Consider the following 22,234-nt stretch of genomic DNA (forward strand, 5'->3'; position numbering starts at 1 on the left):
GATGGCGGCATTGCTGGCCATCGTACCGGCGGTGGCGGCCGCGAGGACGCATGAGGATGACGTGCGCGAGAACGCCTTTGCGACACATCGTGCGGGATCGTGGCGCGCGACCGCCGCCCTTTTCGGCACGGATTACACGTTCGGACCCGAATATCAGTGCCTGATGAGCACTTCGGGCGCGAGCCTGTTGCAAAGAAGGCCGAATGAGGCGAGCGAGATGCCGTCCTACTGGACGTTCCTGCAAGAGGATGAGCGCCGTTTGCACACGCCCATGCAGGTTCGCGCGGTGTCGATCGATGGAAAGCGTTTCGAGGTGACCGCCCTGCCATGGCGCCTGAGCGGACCCCCGGGCGAGGACGGGATCGTCCTGACATTCGACCGGTCGATATTGTCCTTTCGCCGCAAGGCCGATCATCCCTGGCTGCCGTTCGTCTATCTCATGCCCGACATGCTGGCCGCCCGTTCCTTCGAGCTGACCTATGTCGACAGCAATGACGAGCAGAAGCGCGTGCACCGGAAGCGGATCATGCTGGACGGCTTCCGCGAGGTCGCGCGGTGGTGCGGGCAGCAGTTGGTGCGTGACCGGATGGATGAGGCCAGGGTGCGGGATCTGGTCCGCTGATCGCCATGCGTGGCGCGGCGGCGCGTTATCGAGACCCCGCCGCGCCCGATATCTCCCGCCGCCTGACCGTTTCGGTGACCGTCCGGTTTTCGACCACGCCGTCCGGCCGGGTGATCTCCAGCCTGGTCACCCTGGAGCGTTGCCGCACGACGCCGGCGGGATCGGTTTCGAACGAGACCGTGATCGTTCCCGACACCGCCTCCCGCGATCGCACGCGCAGGGCGTCGTCCAGGGTGACGGGCTTTCCGTTGATCTCGGCGACGGCGACGTCCGCCTCCGCCCGTTCGCGGCGGACATGTTCGGGATCGGCCGCGATCGTGGCGCCGAAACTGGCGGCGCCGTTCGCGGACAGCGTCTTGCCCAGCGTCATGGCGGCAGCCGCCGCCGGATCGCGATAGGCGCCGCCGTCGCGAAGTTCGCCGGGCCGCAGATCGATATCCGCGATCGCCGCGAGCGCCGACTGGGGATCGCATTCGATCCTGAAGGCGTTCCAGGTGAAGATCCAGCGGCCACAATCGGCGCGCGTCAGCCGGCTCTTCTTCAGCCAGCGCGCGATCCGCGCCTCCATCGCCGGGCGGTCGAGCAGGGTTGGCGGGCCGGCGGCGGGCCTCAGCACCCGCAGGGGAAAGCGCCAGTCGCGCTCGCGATCCTGCGCCTTGGTTCCGCGCGGAAAATCATATTCCAGCTCCAGCCCGTCGGGCCGGACCTTCAGCACGCGTTCGGCCACCACGTTCCGGCTGGTGGAGCTGCTGTTCGATCCGTTGCTGTCGGTCTGCGCGGTCTCCACCCCGTGGCTGATCAGATAGACGGCGCCGTCCCTGTCGCCGGCGGGCGCGGATTGCGCGGCGGCCGATCCCGGCGCGATCAGCACGGCGCCCGCGATCAGCAGCGCCATGGCCCTGGCGTCGAAATCCCGTGTCGCGGACATCATCGGCATCCTTTATCCGCCCATCTTCAATCGCAAGCGTCGGCGCGGGCGAGGAGGAAGGCTTTTTCGCGGGCGTTGCGGGTGAGGGCGGCGGCGGTTTCGAACTGGGCGCGCGCCTCCGCATGGCGGCCGGCGCGGAACAGGAAATCGCCGCGCGCGGCGGGGAGCGGCGCATAGGCGCCGAGCGCGGCGCTGTCGGCGAGTTCATCCACCAGCGCCAGCCCCGCTTCCGGGCCGAACGCCATGCTGTGCGCGACCGCGCGGTTGAGATCGACCACGGGCGAGGGCATCACCATGCGCAGCCGATCGTAAAGACCGGCGATGCGCGGCCAGTCCGTTTCCGCCATGCTGGGCGCGCGGGCGTGGCAGGCGGCGAGCGCGGCCTGCAACACATAGGGGCCGTCGCCGCCCAGCGCCTCCGCCCTGGCCAGCGCGTCGAGGCCGCGACGGATCAGCAGCCGATCCCAGCGCGCGCGATTCTGCTCGTTCAGCGTCAGCAGCGCGCCATCCGGCCCGGTGCGCGCGGGCAGGCGCGAGGCCTGGATTTCCATCAGCGCGAGCAGGCCGAACAGTTCGGCGGTTTCCGCGTCCGCCCCGGCCTCCATCCCTGCTTCCGCCCCCGCTGTGGCGGCGGGCATCAGCCCCGCCAGGATGCGGCCCAGCCGCTGCGCTTCCAGGCACAGGCCGGGGCGCACGAGATCCTCGCCCGCGGTGGCGGCATAGCCTTCGTTGAAGATCAGGTAGATCACCTCCAGCACCGAGGCCAGCCGCGCCGCGCGTTCGGGGCCGCGCGGCACTTCGAAGGCGAGGCCGGCCTTGCCGATCGTCCTTTTCGCGCGGACGATGCGCTGGGCGATCGTGGCCTCGCTCGTCAGGAAGGCGCGGGCGATCTCGTCTGTTGTCAGCCCGCCGACCACGCGCAGCGTGAGCGCGGCGCGCGCGTCCGGCGAGAGCACGGGGTGGCAGGCCGTGAAGATCAGGCCCAGCAGCTCGTCGCCCAGATCGTCGTCCATGGCCGCCGCGATCTCCTCTTCGGCGGTGTCGTCGGATGCGCCGTCAAGCGCGCGCGCGATCTCCTCATGCTTGCGCGCGCGCATCGCGTCGCGGCGGACGGTGTCGATGGCGCGGCGCTTGGCGGCGGTCATCAGCCACGCGCCGGGATTGGCGGGAACGCCGGTTCGCGGCCATTCGGAGAGTGCGATCACCAGCGCGTCCTGCGCCAGTTCCTCCGCGCGATCGACATCGCGCACGATGCGGGCCAGGCCCGCGATGAGCCTGGCCCGCTCTATGCGGAAAACCGCCTCGATCGCCTGTCGCGTCTCACCCGCCATGCCGCCTTGTCGGCCAAAGCCGGGGGTGAGGCAAGACGATCGGGCGCGGCGTTCGGGCGGCCCGCGTTCAGGCGTCGGCGGGCAGCAGATCCTCCAGTTCGTAGATCGGGCGGATCTCGATCTCGCTCGGCCCCGGCATGGGATTGGGGCAGCGTTTCACCCAGGCGACGGCCTCGTCCATGTCCTTCACCTGCCACAGCCAGAAGCCCGCGACGAGCTCGCGGGTCTCGGCGAAGGGGCCGTCGATGACCGAGCGGCCGGGGCCGTCGAACGCGACGCGCTTCGCCTCCGACGTGGGCTTCAGCCCGTCTCCCGCGAGCATGATGCCGGCGTTGATCAGTTCCTCGTTGAACTTGCCCATCGCCTCCATCATCGCCATCGTTTCGGGCGTGGGGTTGAAACCCTGTTCGCTGTCCTCGGTCGCCTTCACCAGCACCATCACACGCATTGTCTGTCTCCTTGTCGAAGCCGGCCGCATTGGCCGCGCATCGGAACGACGAACGGTGTTTTCGGGAATCGACATCGCCGCGCAAATTTTTTTCGATCGCCGTCATGCGCGGCGCGACGGGATCAGTTGTTGTTGCACTCCCCGCCGGTGCAATTGTCGGGATCGCCCGAACTCTTGAGCGCGAGCAGCAGGCCCACGCCGACAAGCGCCGCCACGCCGACGACGACCGCCGTGGTCCCGCCGCCCGAAAGCCGGCTGCGCCGGCCATCCGCCACGCGCCCGCCCGGCGCATAGCGCGCGGGGCCGAGATATTGGCCGGCGAGCGAGAAATGCGCGACCGGCACGTCGCCGCGAATGCCGAATTCAACACCCTCGCCGAAGCGCAGCGTGGATGCGCCATGCCCCTGTCCCTCGCGCCGCTGGGTCGGGGCGATCGTCAGCCCCGCGCGAACCGGTTTCCGTTCGCCCCGCGCGCCGCCGAAGGGAATGCGGATCCGCGCGCCGGCGAAGGCGCCCGACGCCGCCGGGCCGCCGCCGCTGATGCGCGCCGCGCCGTCGATCGTCTGCGCATGAAGCGGCGTCGCGCAGATCGCGATGCCGAGCGCCACGGCGATCATCTGTTTCATCGGTGCATCCTCCCCTGATCGGTTCGGCCAAGCCTATCCGAACGCGGTGGCACCGGGGTTAACGCGGCGGCGCGGCGGCGTATATCGGATTCATGTCCATATTGGTGGATGCAGCACGGGCGGGACGTGCGCCACGATCATCGGCGGCGTGACGATCGGCGAAAATTTGGTGGTGGCGGCGGGATCGGTGGTGACGCGAGACGTGCCCGCGAACGTGCTGGTGGCCCGGAATCCGGCGCGGATCGTGCGGGCGGTGGGGGTAGGACCCGCTCAGCCTTCGGGCTTGCGGGCCTCCGGCTTGCCCAGTTGCAGCACGGCGGGTTCACCGACATTGAGGCAGAGGGTGGAGAGCGCCGCGCCCTTCATCGCGACGCCGACGCGCAGGCTGGCCCAGGGATCCTGCGCGCTGGCGCAGGCGACATCGACAAAGGCGAAGGTTTCATCGCCCCGGCGGCCCAGCGAGCGGGCGGGTGAGACCGTGCAATCCCTCGCCAGCGCGCGCAGATCGTTGACCGGCCAGGTCCCCATGTCGCGCCATTGTTCGCCCGACGCGATCGTGCCGTGATAATAGACCGCGTTGACCTGTCCGATATCGCCCTGGACCGGGCCGAGCAGCCCTTCCGCGATTGTTCGCGCACGCGCCAGCGCCTCATCGGAAATCGGGGCATAGCGCCGTCCCGCCACCTCCGCATCCTTGCCGGGCAATGGATGCAGCACGGGGGTGCCGGGCGCGGGGCAATCGGTGTGGATCGCGTGCACGAATGCCGCATGGGCCGGCGTGGCGCCGGCGATCGTCATGGCCGACAGCGAAAGGGACGTGATGGCAGTTTTGGCGAGGTGCATTGACATGGTTGTTCGATCTCTCCGGCGACGCTTCCGCTATTCCCCGAACCCCGCCGCGTCTGCGTCCGCGGGGGCGTCCTTGCCCGTCATGACGAAGCGGACCATGTCGACGCAGCCGGTGGCGCCGTTCGGGGAGGGTTGCTTGCGGGCCGATCGGATGATCTGCATCGCCTGTTCGCCGAAGGCGGCGGCGGGTTCGCTGGCGACGACGCGGGGATTGCCGATCTCTCCCCACGGGGCGACGTCATAGGCGATGGCGGCCCATCCCTCCACCGCGCGCTGGCGATAAGCCGTGGGATAGACCAGCCGTGGCGCATCCGCCCAGGGCCGGCCGGCGGGGCAATTGCTTCCTTCGGGGCGCAGGCTGGCCGGATCGGGGCTGGCGGGCGCGGCCAGCGGACCGGCCGCGCGCCAATAGGGATAGAGGCATCCGGTGCGCGCGCCGCCGGTGAAGCGGGACTGGCGCACCGCGCGGACCGACGCGTCATCGAGCGCGCGGTTGCCCGTGCCCTCCACGACGCGCGCGTTCCGGGGCCGCCCCTTCGCATCCAGATCATAGCCGACCATCGCCCAGTCGCGCGCGCCGGGGCTGGCGGGCAGCGCGTCGAAATCGGGAAAGGCGCGGTTGAGCGGCGCGGGGCGCGGCGCCTCCATGCAGGTCGATCCGGCGGGGGCGATGCGTTTCCAGGCGGCGGCCGGCAACCGGCCCGTGCGCGGCAAGATGCTATAGGCCATCAGGTCGCCGACCGGCGCGCTGTCCAGCGGAGTGGCGGTGACGGTGAAGGCGATCGCGCAATCCGATCGCGCCGGCCCAGCGGGGAAGCGCGTGGCGGCGAGCGCCGCGCCCGCATCGTCATTGCCCGACGCCCAGCTCGCGGCGCCATCCTGCACGATCGAGAGCGCGCGCCCCTCCGCATCGATGCGGAAGCGATAGGCTCGCCGCGCCGCCGTGCCCTGTGGCGGAAAGCCCATGACCAACGCGGGGCGGGGCATTGCCGGGGCGCCGATCACCTGCCCCCCGCAGCGCACCGTGCCGGGCGCCCAGGCGAGCAACTGCCAGCGCGTGGCCTGCGCCTCGTCCACGAAGATCGGCGGTGGCGGCGGCACGGCCCCGGCCGGGATCGAGGCGAGCAGCGCGGCGGCGGCGGGGCCGGGAAGCAGGATTTTCATGGGGTGGAGCCTATGGCTGGCGCATGACAGGCGCAAGACGGAGTGGATCCGGTTCGGATCGAACCGGATCGGGGCGTGTTGCGGCATGGCGCGCTTCTTCCCATCTTCGCCCGATCCGCCGCAGGCAGGCCAGGAGATCGGATATGCGAAGCCGGGGAGATGGATGAAACGGGCGGTGTTCCTGGCTTTCGCGTTGCTGTTGCTGGCGGGCTGCGATCGCGGCCCGCCGCCGCCGCCCATCGCCGTCTATCTTGAAGAGAATGGCAAGCCGGTGAGTTGGAAGCCGCATGACCGGCTGCGCGTGGAGGGCCGCATTTCGCGGACCAGCGGCGGCGATTATCTGATCACGACCACCACCGGATCGGGGGAGGACGTGACCCGCAACTGCCTGTTGATGCGCGACCCGGACAATGGCTGGAGCGTGCGGTGGCTGCAGGCGATGCTGCTTGCCGACAGCGGCAAGCTGGTCGCGGTGACGGGCAGGAGCACGGAGGATTGGCTGGAGCTCCCGACGCCGGGGGATGGGGACCGCCAAAGCCGGATGTGCGTGGCGGATGTCGTGATGGACGGCCTGACGGTGCTGTAGCCGGTCGCCTTTCGGTGCGGGTGGACCGGAGGCATCGGTTCGCTGGCAGCACCATCATTTCTTCAGATGGCGGCTGAACCAGTCGATCAGTTCGGCGTGAACGTCGCGCACATTCGCCGGGGACAGCGCCAGGCCGTGGCTTTCGCCCCAATAACGCAGCAGGCGGCTGGTCTTGCCCTGGCGCCAGAGCGCCATGAACAGCGTTTCCGCCTGATCCAGGCCGCCGCGCACATCCTGTTCGCCGTGGATCAGCAGCAGCGGCGTCCTGATGCGGTCGGTGAAGGCGATCGGGGAATTGGCGTCGTACAGGCCGGGCGCCTCCCATGGCACCTTGCCGATATAGCCATGGCCGCCCTCGACGATCGGCATGTTCGCCGATCGTTCATGCTCCACCCCGGCATAGCCGCGCCCGGTGGGGTCCATCGACAGGTGGAAGGATCGCCAGTCGCTGATCCCGGCAATCGACGCCGCCGCCTTGAAGCGATCGGTGAGCGTCACGATGCCGTTGACGGCGTAGCCGCCAAGGCTCTGGCCGAAAATGCCAAGCCGGCCCGGATCGGCGATACCGCGCGCGATGAGCGCGTCGATCGCCGGGTTCACGCCGTCGAGCAGCGTCGGCAGCGCGAACGCGGGCGTCTTCGTCCGGTCGAACGGCATGGACGGGATCAGCACCGCGAAGCCGCGTGCGGCGTAGAGCCGGAGATTGTAGAAACCCGGCATCGCCGGATCGCAGAAATAATCGCCATTGCCGCTGATCATGGTGCCGGGATAGACCCACACCAATGTCGGCAGCGGCGTTTCCGGCCGCCAGCCGGGGGGCAGCAGCACGGCCGCCTTGAGCGGCCGGCCGTTCGGCCCGGCATAGTCGACAATCTCGCGGCGCCCCCAATCGATATCGGCGAGATGGGGGTTGAGCGTCAGCAGCGTGCGCGTGACGCCGCCCGTCTGTTCGCGCAACAACAGGCCCTGTTCGGTCGGCTCGCTATAGATCAGCATGTCGCCGGCCCTGGCCTGCTCCACCGCATAGTCGGGCAGGGTTTCGGCATGCGCGGGTGGTGGAGTGGGCGCGGGCGGGGCGCCTGGAAGCGACGTGCCGGCGGCGGCGGAAACCTGCTGGAGCTCACCGCCCGTCAGCCGGACGGCGATCGACCGGCTTTCCGGCGACCAACTGTCCAACCGCGTTGCCGCGAGGCCGGCCCATCGGATCGCGCCGCCCGCCGACAGGTCGAAAAAGCCGAGCCGCCGATCGATCGCGCCCTCATGGCCCATCCGCACCGCCTTGCCCGGTTCGGGCGCATCGATCCCCGTGCTCGCCAGGATCGCGACGTGGCGGGCATCCGGCGAAACCGCCACCGCCAGTTCGCCCGAAAAGGGGTAGGCGGGGGTCTCGACTTCACGGATCGCCTGTTGCCGTTCGACATCGACGAGCGCCACAGTCGCCCGCGCGTCCGGCCCGGCGATCGTCGTGCGTTCGTCGCCGCTGCCGATCTTCGTCGCCGTCGGCGCATCGCCCCGCCGGATATGCGCGAGCGTCTCTCCCGGCAGGCTGAGCGTGCGCGCATATTCGTCCTGGAGTCCGGATGTCGCGCCCTGTGGCCGCAGTGCGACCAGGATATGGCCATTGTCCGTCCAGGTGAACGGCGCCTTGTCCTCGTCGGTGCGGCAGGTGCGTGGCGCGTCGTCGGCGGGGCCGCGAAAGGCGACGGCCCAGATGCCCGATCCGGTGCGCGTCTGCGTCATGACCGCTCGATCGGACAGGCGGCGGACCGCGCCGGAGCGCGCATCCCACAGATAGAGGCGGACGGCGTTGCCGCCCCCGGGTTCCCGCCCCTCCGGCGTGGTTGAGAGAAAGGCGATGCGCCGGCCATCGGGCGACCATTGCGCACACCAGGCTCCGGCGGCCTTCGCATGCCCGTTGGTGATCCGGCGGCGGGCGCCGGTCTTGCGATCGATCAGCCAGATGTCGCCGCGCGAGGGGTCGACCTCATATTGGGTGCGGCCGTGGATTTCACCGGGGCCGGCGGGGCGGAGCACGACGACGGCAAGCCGTTCCCGATCGGGCGCGATCGCGACCTGATCGATATGCGACATGCCCAGCACGTCGTCGATCGAAAGCGGCCGTTTTGCGATGGCCTGGCCCGTGATGCACAGAGGCGCGATGGCGAGGAGGGCCGGTATCGATCGTTTCAAGCTGCGCTCCCTGCTGGCGGTGACGGCGGGATCGCCTGCCTGCGAAGCGATTCCAATGGCGTGTGCGTTCTTCGGAATCACGGCTGCCGTTCATGGGAAATCCCCCTCGGGGACTCCCATGCCCGATCGATCGCCCGTTCAGCGCCGCGTGAAGCGGAGGCCTACCGCGCGATTGGCGTTGATCGTCAGCCCCGTACCCTCGGGATCGAAGGTGACGGTGAAGCCGATCACCGAGAAAATGCCGAGGCTGGACGCCTTCCAGATCGTGGCGGTGAGCGGCTCCAGCCTGTACGCATGGCTGCCGTGCCGGCCACTCAGTCGCAGGCGGGGGCCTTCCGCCGTGTCCGAGACTTCGGCGGTCGCGTCGAACGGATCGAACCGATAGGCGCCGGCGAAAGCGCCGATCTTCGCATCCGCATCGCGCGCCACTTCGTCCAACTCATCCGCATTGCCGAAATCCACGAAGGTCAGGCCGGCGTCCGCAGGCGTCACGCCCCATTTGATGAAATCCACCGGGGGCGCGAGTTCGAAGCCGCCATCACCGTCCGCCTTCAGCGGAAAGGGCATCGCCGCGTCGACCGAGACGAAGGGCTTGTCCTCCACCGCCAGCAATTCCACCACCCGGCCCGTGCGGCTGGAGCGGAACAGGCCGGTGCGCGTCTCGCTCGCCGGTTCCGCCTCCGCCTCCGCGACGGGCGCCAGCCCCTCGACACAGGCATCGATGATCCTGTTGGCGAGATCGATCGAATTGACGTCGGCGCGGTTGGTGGCGATCGAGATGTCCAGCCCGGCGCCGGGCACCTTGATCATCTGCGAATTGCCGCCCATCACGCCGCCGCTGTGCGCGATCGTCGGCACGCCGCGATAGAGCGCGCTGATCAGCCCCAGCCCATATCCGGTGCCGTGGCCGTTGGAGAGGGTGCGCGGCGCCTTCATCAGCCGCCATGTCTCGGCCGAGCCCACCACCGGCGCGTCCATGTGGCGGAGCCAGCGGAGCATGTCGTCCATCGACGACACCATGCCGCCCATGCCCGAAATCTCCATGCCCATATATTGCCTGGTATAGCCGCCGCCGGCATCCACCATGTGCAGCGTGGCGCTGTTGGGCACGAAGCTGGTATCCCATCGCCGCATCATCGTGTCGTTCATGCCGACGGGCCTGAACACGCGCTCCTCAAGGAAGCTGTCCAGGCTCTGGCCGCTGATCCGCTCGATCGCGGTGCTCAGGATCGCATAGGCGCCGTTATTGTAGCTCCAGTTGGTTTCGGGCGCGAAATCGCTGTCGCCGATCGTCTCGTAATAAGCGAGCATCTCGCGCTCGGTGGTGGGCACGCCGGTGCCATGGACGAGCATGCAGAGCGTGACGGCATCGCGCAGGCCGCTGGTGTGGCCCATCAACTGGCGGATCGTGACGCGCCGCGCGACGGGGTGAAATTCGGGGAAATGGACGCCGACCGCGTCGTCCAGCCCGGCGCGCCCGTCCTCGCAGAGCAGCAGATAGGCGAGGCACGCGAAATGCTTGGACGTGGAGCCGATGCGCATCCGCATCGTGGGAGACAGCGTGACCGGCAACTCCATGTTGGCGAGCCCGAAGCCCTTGCGATAGACGGGCACGCCATCGATCGCGACCGCCACCGCGACGCCCGGCAACTGGCCCTGGTTCACCGGCGCGAAGATCGCGTCGATCGTGCCGGGATCGAGTTTGGCGGCGAGTTTCCCGTCGGACATTCTTCTCTCCACATTGAATCGGATGCCCCCGCCGCGATCGCGACGGGAACGGGTGATCGGGCGGAAAAACAGGGCGATGGCGCGGCCCTTCCACCATGCCGGCGCCACGATCCCGCGCGCCGATTCGAAAATGATTATCAATTCATTTTTGAAGGCGGGGCGCGGTGGCGTCAATTAAAATGAATCTCGATTACATTTTTCTTGTGCGCCCTTCACCCCGCGCGGCATAACGCCGCCATGCCGAAGCGAAGCCCCGCCTATATGGCCGCCCAGAACCGCCGCATCCTGGAAGCGGCGATCGCCTGCATCGCGGAAAAGGGCGTGGAGAGGACCTCGATCGACGATATCCGCAAGAAAGCGGGCCTCAGCGGCGGGACGATCTATCTGCACTTCGCCAACAAGGAGGAGCTGATCCTGGCGGCGATCCGCGAATTCTCCTATGTCTCGCCCGCGCCGCAACAGACGCTGAGCGAGTTCCGGTCCTTCCTGGAAACGATCCCGATCAAGACCGCGCTCACCCCCGAACAGATGGTGTCGGCCAGCCTGCGGCTGTCGGCCGAGGGCTTTCCGCCAAGCCCGCTGAACGACGAACTGGTGACGCAGCTTCGCAAGAGCCTGGCCATGTTCACCGCCACATTCGAGGCGCTGGAGAAGAACGGCGAACTCGCCTTGCCCTTCCCGCCGGAGCGGATGGCGAAGCTGGTCTATGCCGTGGAATATGGCACCGGATGGCTCAACCTGATCCTGGGCCTGCCCGTCGAGCGGACGATGTCGGAAGTGTATGAGACGCTGGATTTCCTGCTTGGCGCGCGGGGCGCGGAATGAGCGACCAGATCACGGGATGGAAGCTGGACGCGGCGGCGCGGGCGGCGTTGCTCGCGCGGTTCGCGCCGCTCTATCCGCGCGTCATCGCCGATCATGTGACCTTGCGTTTCGCCACCACCGCCGAAACGCCGCTGCCGGACGCGCGATCGGGCGAGGTGGTGGGCATGGCCGATGACGGGCTGGGCGTGCAGGCGCTGGTGGTGCGGATAGACGGCACCACCGATCGCGGCGATGGCGGCCATTTCCACATCACCTGGTCGCTGGCGGAGGAACGCAAGGCGCGCGAAAGCAACGATGTGATCGCGGCGCTGGGCTGGCGGGCGGTGGAGCCCGCGGCGCCCGTGGCGCTGACACCCGCGCGCTGGCCGCGGTGAAAATGTGTTGGGGAGAGGGCTGAGGCGATGAAATCAGGCACGTCGCTGCTTCTGGGCCTGCTGAGCATGATGGGGTGTTCGATCGGCAAGCCGCCCGCCGGGGAAGTCGCCGCGATCGAGGCGGCGACGACGCAGGACGCGTGCGTCGGATCGCTCGCCCGCTGGCACCGGATCTTCGCCTATCAGCGGTTCGACAACCGGATCGATCGCAACATCATCACGATCAGCTATGTCGAGGCGGGGCATCGCGGCCTGCCGGCGGGGCGCGTGATCGCCGAGCCCGATTGGCGGACGTTGATCGACGATTCGCAGCATCGCTACGCTTACGGCGAATATGATCGAAAACACCGCCGCTTCACCGACTGGTCGTGCGGGTGCAATTTCGAGGTCAGGAACGAGCAGGGGCAGGTGGAATGCCCGCCCGACAAGGATTGAGCGGCGCGCGATACTTCCGGAACGGATCAATCGGTGATGGTGGCGCCCGGCGCATGTTGTTAGGAAATCGCGTTTGATTTCAAGGTGTGGAGTTGCGTGGATGTATCCGATGCGGGGGGCGGCGGGGCTGCTGGTTTCGCTGATGGCGGTGCTGCTGCTGGCGGCCTGTGGCGGCGGGAGCGGTGGCGACGGCGGCGGGACGATCATCCCCGGCGGCGGATCGGTCACGCTGCGTTCCTTGCAGATCACACCGTCCGGCCCCGATGTGGAAGCGGGCACCACGCAGGTGCTGCAGGCGATGGGCAGCTATTCCGACGGATCGACGCGCGACCTTTCGGGATCGGTGAGCTGGTCGACCAGCGCGGGCAATCTCGCGACGGTGGCGGGCGGCACCGTGACCGCCATCGCCGAGGGGACGGTGACGATCACCGCCAGCTATAGCGGGACGACCGCCACCACGATCGTGACGGTGACGCCCAGGCAGGGTGCGATCAGCTATCTCCACATCTTTGGCGTCGCCGACAATGACGGCGGCCAGCCCAACGGGCCGCTGATGCTGGCGAGCGACGGCAATTTCTACGGCACCACGCGCGCGGGCGGCGCCTATAGCTGCCGGGGCAGCGATCGGGTTCCGTGCGGAACCGTGTTTCGCATGACGCCCGGCGGGCAGGAAACCGTGCTCCATTCGTTCGGGGCCACGCCCACGGACGGTTATTCGCCGACCGGCGCGCTGATCCAGGGCAAGGACGGCGCGCTTTACGGCACGACCAGCAATGGCGGCACCTATGGCGGCGGCGGAACCATCTTCCGCATCACGCTCGACGGCGCGTACAGCGTGTTGCACAGCTTCGGCGCCACGGCGGATGACGGCGGCACGGCGACCGGGCCGCTCGTGCAGACCGCCAATGGCGATTTCTATGGCGTGACGGGAACGGGCGGCGCCAATCACTGCCGCCAGATTCCGCAGGCCGGCGGCAATTGCGGCACCATTTTCCGCATGTCCGCCGCCGGGGTGGTGACCATCCTCCATTCCTTCGGCGCATTCCCGGCGGACGGGGTGACGCCGATCGGCGGGCTGGCGCTGGGCAATGACGGCAATCTGTACGGCACCACCGTGAATGGCGGCGCCAATGCCTGTGGCTCCTTCGGCAACACCAACAATTGCGGCACCGCGTTCCGCATCACCCCCGCCGGGGCATATTCGGTCGTCCATGATTTCGGCGAGCGGGCCTCCGAGCCGATCGCGCCGCAGGGCGGGCTGCTGCTGGGGCGCGACGGCAATTTCTACGGCACCTCGCCCTCCGGCGGCAGCAGCGGCCATGGCACGCTGTTTCGCATGACGCCCGCCGGCGCGGTGACGATCCTGCATTCCTTCGGATCGGTCGCCTATGACGGGCGCGGCCCGGCCCAGTATCTGACGCAGGGCAGCGACGGCAGCATCTATGGCGCCACCGGTTCGGGCGGGCGGCGCGGCGGCGACCTGGCGGGCACGATCTTCCGCCTGAGCCCGGCGGGCGTGATGGCGACGCTCTATTCGTTCGGCCCCGTCAACAAGGCGCCGAGCAACCCGACGGGCGGCGTGATCCAGGGGGCGGACGGCGCGCTGTACGGCCTGACCTTCTACAACGGCGAACTGGGCGGCAAGGGGGATCGGGCGGGCTTCGGCACGGTGTTCAGGCTGGTGCCGCCATGAGGGGCGGATCTGGCCGGGTCGCCCGGATCAGGGAATTTGCGGCGGCCATTTGGGCGGTTTGACGCCGATGGCGCGCCATGCGCCCTCATCCCGGATCGATACCCGGTTGGCCAGTGTCTCCCGGGCGCATTGTGGCGCGGAGAAGGAAATGAGCCGGTCGCGGAGCGTTTTTCCGGCGGGCGTTTCCAGGAATGCGCCGATCTGGCGCAGATGTTCCGGATCGCTCCATATCAATTCACCCACCACGCAATAACCGGAGCGCCGGGCGTCGTGTTCGTGCGATGATCCCTCGATCCTCTTCGAGAAATAGGCGACGAGCCGGGCACGGCGCTTTTCCGTCAGCTTGCCGGGCCCCTTCGCATGCGCATGGGGGCTATATCCGGTGCTGGCGCTGGCCAGCTCCCATGCAAGGGCGTGCACCGCCTGGCTGGCGTATTGCCGGAAATCGAGGTCGCGTACGATCACCTCGGATAACTGCCGGGCGGCCTCCGCATTCTCCCTTGGCGGCTGGGGCGGCGGCGCGGCGTGCACCGTCGCGGCTGAAGCCGCCACCACCACCATCATCATCACGGCGAACCGGGTCATGCGTTTTCCGTTCCATGAAAGGCGTGATGCCGCCCGCCGCGTGGCGAGGTGAAGGGCGCGCGATATCCGTGGGAGAATCGCGGCTGGCGAGCCGGCCCGTTCAGCGCTGCCGGGAACAGCGTATGTTGCCGAAGCTGTCGGTTCGGCAGGTCGTGCCGTCGCTGCCGCGCGTGTTGCCGAAACTGTCCTTGCGATAGATGGTGCCGTCGCTGCCGCGTATGTTGCCAAAGCCATCCGTGCGGTAGGTCGTGCCGTCGCTGCTGTGCGTGTTGCCGAAGCTGTCGGTGCGATAGGTCGTGCCGTTGCTGCACCGCGTGACCCCGAAGCTGCCCGCCCGGCAGGTGACGGTCTGCGCCAGCACGGGCGCTGTCGAGAAGATCAGCATGGCGATCGCGGCAAGACGTTTCATGCATGCTCCCAGTGCCGAGAGAGGATCGGTACGGATCCGGACTGGATTTTTAGCGCCGACTGGCAGGGAAATACAAGCCGGGGTCTATGTCGCATTTGCCGATGGTGCGCCGATCGATCCCATGATCTTGGTCTTTAAGCGCTATCGGCCCATGGTGCGTCCAAATTCACTCCTCCATCTGCCTGCGGCGGAGCGCCCAGCCGAGCAGCGCCATGATCGCGCCGCCGATGGCGAAGATGGTGCCGGCGACGGCGAGGAACAGGGGGATGTTGCCCAGTTGCTGGTTCCTGCCCGCCAGCGCGAAGCCGGTGAGCGCGAGCAGCGAGCAGACGACCAGGACGATCAGGCCGCCGCGGATGCGGACGGTCCAGAAATTGGGCTTCACGATTACGCGCCGTTCGATCACGTCCTGAAATTGGCGGACGATCTTGTCCGCCTGCCGCGCGGCTTCGCGCGAGACGGGGACGCGCAGGGTGCCCCGGACGGTCTGGAGGGTGAAGCGGCCGGGATTGCGCGCGACCGTCATCGCCGTGCCGAATTCGATCATCGGCGGATCGGAGGCGATGGAGGCGACGCGCTGGAAGCGCGTCATCCCCGTGGTCGCCAGCCCGAAATAGCTGCCGCCGATCAGCACGCCGTCTTCGGAGAAGATCACCTCCAGCCCATCCACCGGGATCGCGCGGGGCAGGCGATAGTCGTTCTCCACCCCGCGTTCGGCGAAGCGGCCGTCGATTTCGCGATAGCGTTCCACCTGATCCGCCGGCACCATCCAGCGCGCGATCGCGGTCCGCCCGCTCCGCATCGCGCGGACGATGCGGACCGCCCACAGGAAATTGGCGAAGAGCGCTGTGCCGAGGATCGCGGCGAGCAGGCCGAGGCTGATGGACGCCGCGCTGCGCCCGGTTTCATGGCCGAGCGTCTGCATCTCGTACGCGCCCAGCGCGACGGCGACGATGCCGCCCAGCGCGACCACCCCGCAAATGACCGCATTGCGCCCCGGATGGCGCACGCCCGCGTTCCTCATGCCGACGGTGCTCCCCCTGGATGTTATCGCGCGGGCATCATGCCTTAAAAGGAGCGCATCGTCGCCTGTCACATGGACGTGGCGCAGGAGATGGAAGCGGCTATGCTGGCCGGATGGAACGGCGACCACGTGGCACGGAGCGAACCCTGCTCATCCTCGATCTGGATGAAACGCTGATCCATGCCACCGAAACGGCGCTGGATCGGGCGTCCGATTTCCAGGTCTATGGCTATCACGTCTATCGCCGGCCGCATCTCGCTGAATTTCTCGAGGCCGTGCGCCGCGATTTCGACCTCGCGGTCTGGTCCTCGGCCTCGGACCCCTATGTGGTGGCGGTGGTCGGGCATCTGTTCGGCGACGCCTTCGATCTCCAGTTCGTCTGGGGACGGAGCCGGGCGACGCTGCGCCGCATGGCGAACGATGGCAGCGGCTATATGCTCGATCCCTGGGATCACATGCATTATCTGAAGCCGCTGTCGAAAGTCAGGCGGATGGGCTGGCGGCTCGAACGGGTGCTGATCGTCGACGACACGCCCGAGAAATGCGCGAGGAATTTCGGGAACGCCGTCTATCCGCGCCCTTATGAGGGCGATGAGTCCGATGCCGAGCTGCGGCTGCTTTCATCCTATCTGTCCACGCTGAAGGACGAGGCCAATGTGCGGCGGATCGAGAAGCGCCGCTGGCGCGAACAGGTGACGGTGGAGGGGGCATCGGCCGGGTAGAGCGGGCGGTGACGATGTCGATGGTCGCGCGATACGATTGAGCGAGAAGCGCCCGCCGCCGCGCCATCAAGCGGCGGTGGGGATCACTTCACCCTTTCGAGCCGTTCCCTTTTGGGCGCCGCGCAGTCGACCGAATAGAAGGAGGCGCGGAGAGCCGCGCCCTTGCGCGGGGGCGCGGCGCCGAAGGAGAGCAGGGTGCCGGCTTCCCCCACCGTCGCGGCGCCTTCGGCCGAGAGCCAGTTCGCCAGCCTTTTGGCATCGTCGAAACTGTCGAGCAGCAGGCGCCGCTTCTCGCTGCCCGGCATCGCCGCCAGCAGCGCCGAGCCGCGTTCGTCGAGGATCTGGAACAGCGAGCCCTGCGCATCGGCGGCGCGGACCAGCGTCTGCGGCGGCAGGTTCACCGTTTCGGTGACGATCTCGACCGCCTGTTTGCCCTCGGTATAATATTCGCGCCCGCCGATGATCCGGCGAAGCTGGTACCGCAGCGTCACGTCCACCTCCAGATCGCAGCGCGCGAGATAGTTGAAGGGCTGCGCTTCGACCGTGGCGTCGACGGCGGTGAGCCGCTTTCCCTTGTCGTACAGCTTGAGCGTGCCCGCGAGAAAGGCGCTGTGGCGGCCGTCCGCATCGGCCGGGGCCGCGAGCGTCAGCGCGACGAGCGTGTTGCCGACGACATCCAGGCCGCGTTCGCTTTCCCGCGTGATCGACATGAGGCCGGGCGTGATATCCACGCCGAGATTCTCATATTGCTGGGCGATGTCGGCGCTGGTCTTGTGCGTGCGCCCCAGTTCGCCGCCCAGTTCGCCATCGCCGAGCGGGCCGAGCGACGGCGCGATGCTGGCGGAGAGCGAGGCCGAGCTGCCGGTTTCGAGCTTGGCGATGCTCTGCACCTTGGTATCGGTGGCGACGATGCTGTAGCCGGCGAATTCGAAGGGGAGCGGGGCCTCGCCACCGGTGGGGCGCGGGGTGAGCGTGACCACCGTGCGCATCAGCCGGTCTCCCGGCTGGCTTTCCTCCCCCTTGGCGACCGAGATGACGATGGTGCGGGCGAGGCGCGAGCGATCGACCCTGCCGCCGCCGCCTTCGCCCTCCAGCGGCGCGGCGACCGCCTTGCGCAGCGCGGCCGCCTTGTCCGGATCGGCGGCGATCGCCTCGATCAGCGCGGCCTGCCCCTCGCCATCGAGATCGCGCACGCTGGTCTTCGCGCCGCCGGGCTTTGGCGGATCGAAGGCATAGACGGTCACGGTGGGGCGATCGCCATCGCTTGGCGCGCCCGTCGCCATGCTTTCCCAGCGGCGGTCCTCGGCATGGACGCAGGCGGTGAGCGACAGCAGCGCCGCGAGCGGCAGGAGCGGTGCGCGCTTCATGGCTGCACCTCCTTCACGACATGGGCGTCGCGCAGGCGCCCCGTCCGCGTGCTGCGGACGCGGAAATCACGCACCGAAACGATCCCCGCCTTCGCCCATGTATCGGCGACGGCATCGGGATCGAGCGGCATTCCGTCCGGAAAATTATCGGCCGTGTCGGTCAGGTTGACCGTCACGGGATCCTCGCTCCAGTTCGCTTTCAGCACCACACCGAACATGATGCACCCCCCACAGGCGCGCCGCTTCGTGCCGCGGCGATTTCCCTGCGTTAACCATAGTGCATCGATGCGCCGGGATCGTCGGGAGATTGATCCGGTTCGGATCAAATACGGATGGCTGTCCGGCAGCGTATTTCCGCGTCTTTCCGGATTGATAGCGACCAGAATGGCCAATGTTCCGGTCTTCATCCGGACATTATCGATGGAGAGGAAATAATATCACGGACAATTCACGCGATCGATTCGGGAAGATCGCGTTAAGGCTGCGTCTTTATTGATCGATGGCATCGATATCGGGGGCGTACACGATGAAGATCAGGTTCATACATGTTGTGGCAGCGTTGCAACTGGCCGCGTTCGGGGGCGGGGCGCTCGCGCAACCGGCGGATGACGCGGCGGCGAGGGTCGGTGCGGCGGGGGTACGGGTTGTCGCCGACATGAACCGGTTCACGCTCGATCTCTACAAGGCGTCGGTGGTGCCGTCGGAGAATATCTTCCTCTCGCCGGCCAGCGTCTCGACCGCCGTTGGCCTCGCCTATCGCGGGGCGAAGGGCGCCACCGCCGACGAATTGCGCGCGGTGTTCCATTATTCCTCGCCGCCGCTCGACCATCTCGTGGCGAGCGCGCCGGTTCTGGATGCGCTGGACGTGTCGGGCGACGGGGGCGAGCTGCGCCTGTCCAACGCGCTGTGGATCCAGGAGGGGGTACCGCTGCTGCCCGACTATCTGGCCGATGTCACGGCGCATGCGCGCGCGGGCGTGCGGCGGGTGGATTATCGCGCGGACACGGAGCGCGCGCGCCAGACGATCAACCAGTGGGTCGCGGCCAGCACCAACGATCGGATCCGCGATCTCCTCCAGCCAAACGATGTGAACGACCGGACGCGCGCCACGCTGGTGAACACCATTTACTGGAAGGGACGGTGGGCGGCCGAATTCGGCACGGGCGCGACGAAGATCGAGCCCTTCACCCGGCTGGACGGCAAGAAGGCGCCGGTATCGCTGATGCACCAGAAGGCCAGTTTTCGGGTGCTGGAACGCGACGGGGTACAGGCGATCCGGCTTCCCTATGCGCATGGCGCCGTATCGCTGATCGTGCTGATGCCCAAGTCCCCATCGGCATTGACGCGCTTCGAACGCAAGCTGACCGCCGACGGGCTGGCCCGCTGGATTGGCGATCTCGCCGCCGCGGAACCACGCGAAACCGTGCTCTCGCTGCCGAAGATGCATCTGGAATGTCGGGAGGATCTGGTGCCGACCCTGACGACGCTGGGAGCGAACATCCCGTTCGGGGACTCCAGCGACTTTTCGGGCATCACCCGGGAACCCGATGCGGGCGGAGACGCCAAGGCAGCGAATCTCCAGATCACGAAGATCATCCACCAGACCTTCCTTGATGTCGACGAGATGGGATCCGAGGCGGCGGCGGCGACCGCCGTCGCCGAGGATGTGTATGTCACGGCGAAAGCGATGCGGCCTCCGAAGCCCGTCGTCTTCCGCGCCGACAAACCCTTCCTCTTCCTGCTTCATGACGGGTGGACGGGGGCGATCCTGTTCATCGGCCGCCATGTGGCGCCCGCGCCGCCGGGCTGAGGCATCCGGCGGGGCGTGGCGCGCGCGCCCGGTTTGTTGCGCTCCGGGACTCATGTTAGCCTCGCCGGCCGGTTTGGCTCATCGCATCGCTTAAGGGGGCACGTGTATGGGGCGGTTCTGGAAAGTCTGCGCGATCGGCGGGGCGGGGGTGATGCTCGCGAGCGTTTCCGTCGCGCCGCGCATTTCGCCCGCGACGCTGGCGGCGCTCGATCCCGGCCGGCTGGCGGAACTGATCTGCGGTTCGCGCAGGATGGGCGAGGCGCTTTCGCGCGAACTGCTGATCGCGGCGGCGGTGGCGGCGCCCGCGAGCCGGGCGAAGCCCATCGCGCTTTATCCCGATCTCACCCGTTCGCCGTTCCGCGTGACGACGCGTGATCCGAAGGCGCAGCTCTATTTCAGCCAGGGGCTGCTGCTGACCTATGGTTTCAACCATGCCGGCGCGGTGCGATCGTTCCGCGAGGGGCAGCGGATCGACCCCAGCTGCGCGATGTGCTGGTGGGGAGAGGCGGTGGCGCTTGGCCCCAATATCAACGCGCCGATGGACGATCGCGACCGGCCCGCCGCGCTGGCCGCGATGGACCGGGCGATGGCGCTGCGCGATCGCGCAACCCCGCGCGAACGGGCGCTGATCGAGGCGGTGGCGCTGCGCTATTCGCGCGACGCGGCGGCGGACCGCGCGGCGCTGGACGCCGCCTATGCCGATGCGATGATCGCCGTCGCGCGCCGCTTTCCCGGCGATGACGACATCGCGGTGCTGGCGGCGGAAGCGGCGATGAACACGACGCCGTGGAATTACTGGGAGGCGGACAAGCGCACGCCGATCGGGCGGAGCGGAGAGGCGGTGCGCCTGGTGGAGGCCGTGGTGGCGCGCACGCCCGATCATGCGCAGGCGGCGCATCTCTATATCCATCTGCTGGAGGCGAGCGACCCGAAACGGGCGGAGGCGGCGGCGGACCGGCTGGCCACGCCGCTGGCGCCCAGCGCCGGCCACCTCGTCCATATGCCGGGCCATATCTATGCATTGCGCGGGCGCCATGCGGATTCGATCCGCGTGAACGTGGCGGCGGCGCGCGCGGACGAGGCGTTCATCCGCGATACCGACGATCGCGGGCTGGTGCGCTACGGCTATTATCCGCACAATATCCATTTCATCGTCGCCGCCGCCCAACTGGCGGGGGACATGGGCACCGCCATCCGCGAGGCGCGGCGGCTGCGCACCGTGCTCGATCCCGAGACATCGGCGCGGATCGCGTGGATCCAGGCGATCGACGCGGCGCCCTATTTCGCGCTCGCCCAGTTTGCGCAGCCAAAGGCGATCCTGGCCGCGCCCGCGCCGGACCCGCGCCTGCCCTATGCCGTGGCGATGCGGCACTATGCGCGCGCGACCGCCTATGCGCAGCTCCGCGACAAGGCGGGGTTCGACCGCGAGCTGGCGGCGATGGCGGCGCTGAAGGCATCCGGCGCCTTTGCCGACATGATCGCGCAGGGCGTGCCCGCGCCCGACCTGCTGGCGCTGGCGGAAAGCGTGGCGCGCGGCCGCTTCGCCGCCGCGAACGGGCGCCACCGCGAGGCGGCGGACCACTATACCCGCGCGATCGCGATGGAGGCGCGGGTTCCCTATCAGGAGCCGCCCTATTGGTATTATCCGGTCAGCCAGTCACTGGGGGCCGCGCTGTTCCAGGACGGGCGCCATGGCGATGCGGCGCAGGCCTTCCGCGCCGCGCTGGCGCAATCGCCCAATAATGGCTGGGCGCTCTACGGCCTGATGCGCGCCGAAGCCGCGCAGGGCCACGCCCCTGAAGCGGCGGCGGCGCGGCAGGCGCTGGCGAAGGCATGGCTGGGGGACCGGCGGTGGTTGCGGATGGAGCGGCTGTGAGGGGGAGATGTAGGTATATAGGAGAGCAAATTTGGCTTGGATCTGACCCAGATACGTTAAAGTAGCTGATCTATTGTGCCAATGCTTTCCCATTTTTCAATTAAGTTAGCGTACGATAGGATCTAATACTGATCCTGTGACAGCGCCGCAGAGTCGGGCGTGGAGTCCGACCGCCTCTGATTCCGACAGGCTGGCGATGCAATCGGCTACAAAGCGTGCTTTGGATGTTCCTTTCACATCTGCAAGATATCGCAACCTAATTGGAGTAAAGTCTGGATAGCCAACTTCATCGTCGTACCCTTTCCAAAGAGCTTCGAATAAGTCTGTGACTATGCGCTTTTGTCCATGTTGCTGTGCAGAAAGCGTTGGATTGCTGATTATGTAGTCTCGAGTAATTTGCTTGAGGATGCGAACCTCTGATTCCCAGTCGTCATTAAAAACAACTGCTTTGTTCGATGATAGGTCTGTGTTTATGCTAATGGCTCCAATATACTTCCCGATGAGTTGTGATGTCATGCGGCGCAATTGTTCACGCTGCAGTCGGGTTCCTTCATAGCGATCTTTAAGTAGTTCTGTGTATGTGCCTTCTAGGGTCAGGACCCATTGATGTGAGCGTCGCGATCTGATTCAGGCTCCGCAAGG

General features: G+C 67.7%; 23 protein-coding genes. 9 read left to right on the forward strand and 14 right to left on the reverse strand.

The features are described from left to right. Position 1: 1 nt before the first annotated feature. Positions 2-622: a hypothetical protein gene (locus ACODTA_RS24805; protein ID WP_489069697.1), complete on the forward strand. Its 621-nt coding sequence runs from the start codon at positions 2-4 to the stop codon at positions 620-622. Positions 623-647: 25 nt separating this feature from the next. Here ACODTA_RS24805 and ACODTA_RS24810 read toward each other — a convergent pair whose 3' ends face one another. The 6 genes from ACODTA_RS24810 to ACODTA_RS24835 all read right to left on the reverse strand — a co-directional run bounded on the left by ACODTA_RS24810 (position 648) and on the right by ACODTA_RS24835 (position 5,968). Continuing rightward, entirely contained in the window at positions 648-1,550 is a 903-nt protein-coding gene (locus ACODTA_RS24810) for a hypothetical protein (RefSeq protein ID WP_489069699.1), read from the reverse strand. A gap of 26 nt (positions 1,551-1,576) precedes the next feature. Beyond that, entirely contained in the window at positions 1,577-2,881 is a 1,305-nt protein-coding gene (locus ACODTA_RS24815) for an RNA polymerase sigma factor (protein ID WP_489069701.1), read from the reverse strand. Between the two features lie 67 nt (positions 2,882-2,948). Next, positions 2,949-3,329 (reverse strand): YciI family protein, encoded by a 381-nt coding sequence (locus tag ACODTA_RS24820; RefSeq protein WP_489069703.1) that lies wholly within the window; start codon positions 3,327-3,329, stop codon positions 2,949-2,951. 122 nt (positions 3,330-3,451) lie between these two features. After that, positions 3,452-3,955 carry a hypothetical protein gene (locus ACODTA_RS24825; RefSeq protein ID WP_489069705.1) on the reverse strand — a complete coding sequence of 168 codons (504 nt, stop codon included), beginning with the start codon at positions 3,953-3,955 and terminating at the stop codon, positions 3,452-3,454. A 270-nt stretch (positions 3,956-4,225) separates the two neighbouring features. After that, a complete protein-coding gene (locus ACODTA_RS24830) occupies positions 4,226-4,753 on the reverse strand; it encodes a hypothetical protein (protein WP_489069707.1) in 528 nt (175 codons plus the stop codon). A gap of 81 nt (positions 4,754-4,834) precedes the next feature. Beyond that, positions 4,835-5,968, reverse strand: a complete 1,134-nt coding sequence (locus tag ACODTA_RS24835) for a TonB family protein (RefSeq protein ID WP_489069709.1) — start codon at positions 5,966-5,968, stop codon at positions 4,835-4,837. On the opposite strand from ACODTA_RS24835, the gene ACODTA_RS24840 reads away from it, so the two are divergent. Continuing rightward, entirely contained in the window at positions 5,967-6,554 is a 588-nt protein-coding gene (locus tag ACODTA_RS24840) for a hypothetical protein (protein ID WP_489069711.1), read from the forward strand. The two genes, ACODTA_RS24835 and ACODTA_RS24840, sit on opposite strands and share 2 nt — an antisense overlap. A 54-nt stretch (positions 6,555-6,608) precedes the next feature. Here the strand turns inward: ACODTA_RS24840 and ACODTA_RS24845 are convergent, their stop codons facing one another. After that, complete coding sequence (locus ACODTA_RS24845; protein WP_489069713.1) at positions 6,609-8,744, reverse strand: S9 family peptidase; 2,136 nt, start codon at positions 8,742-8,744, stop codon at positions 6,609-6,611. A gap of 138 nt (positions 8,745-8,882) precedes the next feature. Further along, positions 8,883-10,472, reverse strand: coding sequence for a serine hydrolase domain-containing protein (locus ACODTA_RS24850; RefSeq protein WP_489069715.1), 1,590 nt, complete (start codon positions 10,470-10,472; stop codon positions 8,883-8,885). 237 nt (positions 10,473-10,709) lie between these two features. On the opposite strand from ACODTA_RS24850, the gene ACODTA_RS24855 reads away from it, so the two are divergent. The 4 genes from ACODTA_RS24855 (at position 10,710) to ACODTA_RS24870 (ending at position 13,799) form a co-directional block, all read left to right on the forward strand. Then, the gene (locus tag ACODTA_RS24855; protein ID WP_489069717.1) at positions 10,710-11,297 is read left to right on the forward strand and encodes a TetR/AcrR family transcriptional regulator; all 588 of its coding nucleotides are present in this window, start codon (positions 10,710-10,712) and stop codon (positions 11,295-11,297) included. Further along, entirely contained in the window at positions 11,294-11,671 is a 378-nt protein-coding gene (locus ACODTA_RS24860; protein WP_489069718.1) for a hypothetical protein, read from the forward strand. Before ACODTA_RS24855 ends, ACODTA_RS24860 begins: the two co-directional genes overlap by 4 nt. Before the next feature lie 27 nt (positions 11,672-11,698). Further along, complete coding sequence (locus ACODTA_RS24865) at positions 11,699-12,106, forward strand: hypothetical protein (RefSeq protein ID WP_489069720.1); 408 nt, start codon at positions 11,699-11,701, stop codon at positions 12,104-12,106. A gap of 100 nt (positions 12,107-12,206) precedes the next feature. Then, positions 12,207-13,799, forward strand: a complete 1,593-nt coding sequence (locus ACODTA_RS24870; RefSeq protein WP_489069722.1) for a choice-of-anchor tandem repeat GloVer-containing protein — start codon at positions 12,207-12,209, stop codon at positions 13,797-13,799. Between the two features lie 27 nt (positions 13,800-13,826). Here ACODTA_RS24870 and ACODTA_RS24875 read toward each other — a convergent pair whose 3' ends face one another. The 3 genes from ACODTA_RS24875 to ACODTA_RS24885 form a co-directional block, all read right to left on the reverse strand. Beyond that, a complete protein-coding gene (locus ACODTA_RS24875; RefSeq protein ID WP_489069724.1) occupies positions 13,827-14,384 on the reverse strand; it encodes a hypothetical protein in 558 nt (185 codons plus the stop codon). A gap of 100 nt (positions 14,385-14,484) precedes the next feature. Further along, a complete protein-coding gene (locus tag ACODTA_RS24880) occupies positions 14,485-14,793 on the reverse strand; it encodes a hypothetical protein (protein ID WP_489069726.1) in 309 nt (102 codons plus the stop codon). Positions 14,794-14,959: 166 nt separating this feature from the next. Then, on the reverse strand, positions 14,960-15,817 hold the full coding sequence (locus tag ACODTA_RS24885) for a hypothetical protein (RefSeq protein WP_489069728.1): 858 nt from the start codon (positions 15,815-15,817) through the stop codon (positions 14,960-14,962). Between the two features lie 113 nt (positions 15,818-15,930). Here ACODTA_RS24885 and ACODTA_RS24890 point away from each other — a divergent pair, with 113 nt between their 5' ends. Next, positions 15,931-16,539 carry an NIF family HAD-type phosphatase gene (locus ACODTA_RS24890; protein WP_489069730.1) on the forward strand — a complete coding sequence of 203 codons (609 nt, stop codon included), beginning with the start codon at positions 15,931-15,933 and terminating at the stop codon, positions 16,537-16,539. Positions 16,540-16,622: 83 nt separating this feature from the next. Here ACODTA_RS24890 and ACODTA_RS24895 read toward each other — a convergent pair whose 3' ends face one another. After that, positions 16,623-17,906, reverse strand: coding sequence for a hypothetical protein (locus tag ACODTA_RS24895; protein ID WP_489069732.1), 1,284 nt, complete (start codon positions 17,904-17,906; stop codon positions 16,623-16,625). Then, entirely contained in the window at positions 17,903-18,124 is a 222-nt protein-coding gene (locus ACODTA_RS24900; RefSeq protein WP_489069734.1) for a hypothetical protein, read from the reverse strand. The genes ACODTA_RS24895 and ACODTA_RS24900 overlap by 4 nt, the downstream gene beginning before the upstream one ends. A gap of 308 nt (positions 18,125-18,432) precedes the next feature. On the opposite strand from ACODTA_RS24900, the gene ACODTA_RS24905 reads away from it, so the two are divergent. Both ACODTA_RS24905 and ACODTA_RS24910 read left to right on the forward strand, forming a co-directional pair. Continuing rightward, positions 18,433-19,716, forward strand: a complete 1,284-nt coding sequence (locus ACODTA_RS24905) for a serpin family protein (RefSeq protein ID WP_489069736.1) — start codon at positions 18,433-18,435, stop codon at positions 19,714-19,716. 106 nt (positions 19,717-19,822) lie between these two features. Then, a complete protein-coding gene (locus ACODTA_RS24910; protein WP_489069738.1) occupies positions 19,823-21,592 on the forward strand; it encodes a tetratricopeptide repeat protein in 1,770 nt (589 codons plus the stop codon). 105 nt (positions 21,593-21,697) lie between these two features. On the opposite strand, the gene ACODTA_RS24915 is transcribed toward ACODTA_RS24910, so the two are convergent. Beyond that, positions 21,698-22,108, reverse strand: a complete 411-nt coding sequence (locus tag ACODTA_RS24915; RefSeq protein WP_489069740.1) for a hypothetical protein — start codon at positions 22,106-22,108, stop codon at positions 21,698-21,700. Positions 22,109-22,234: the final 126 nt, after the last annotated feature.

Source organism: Sphingomonas sp. FG14 (assembly GCF_057809675.1).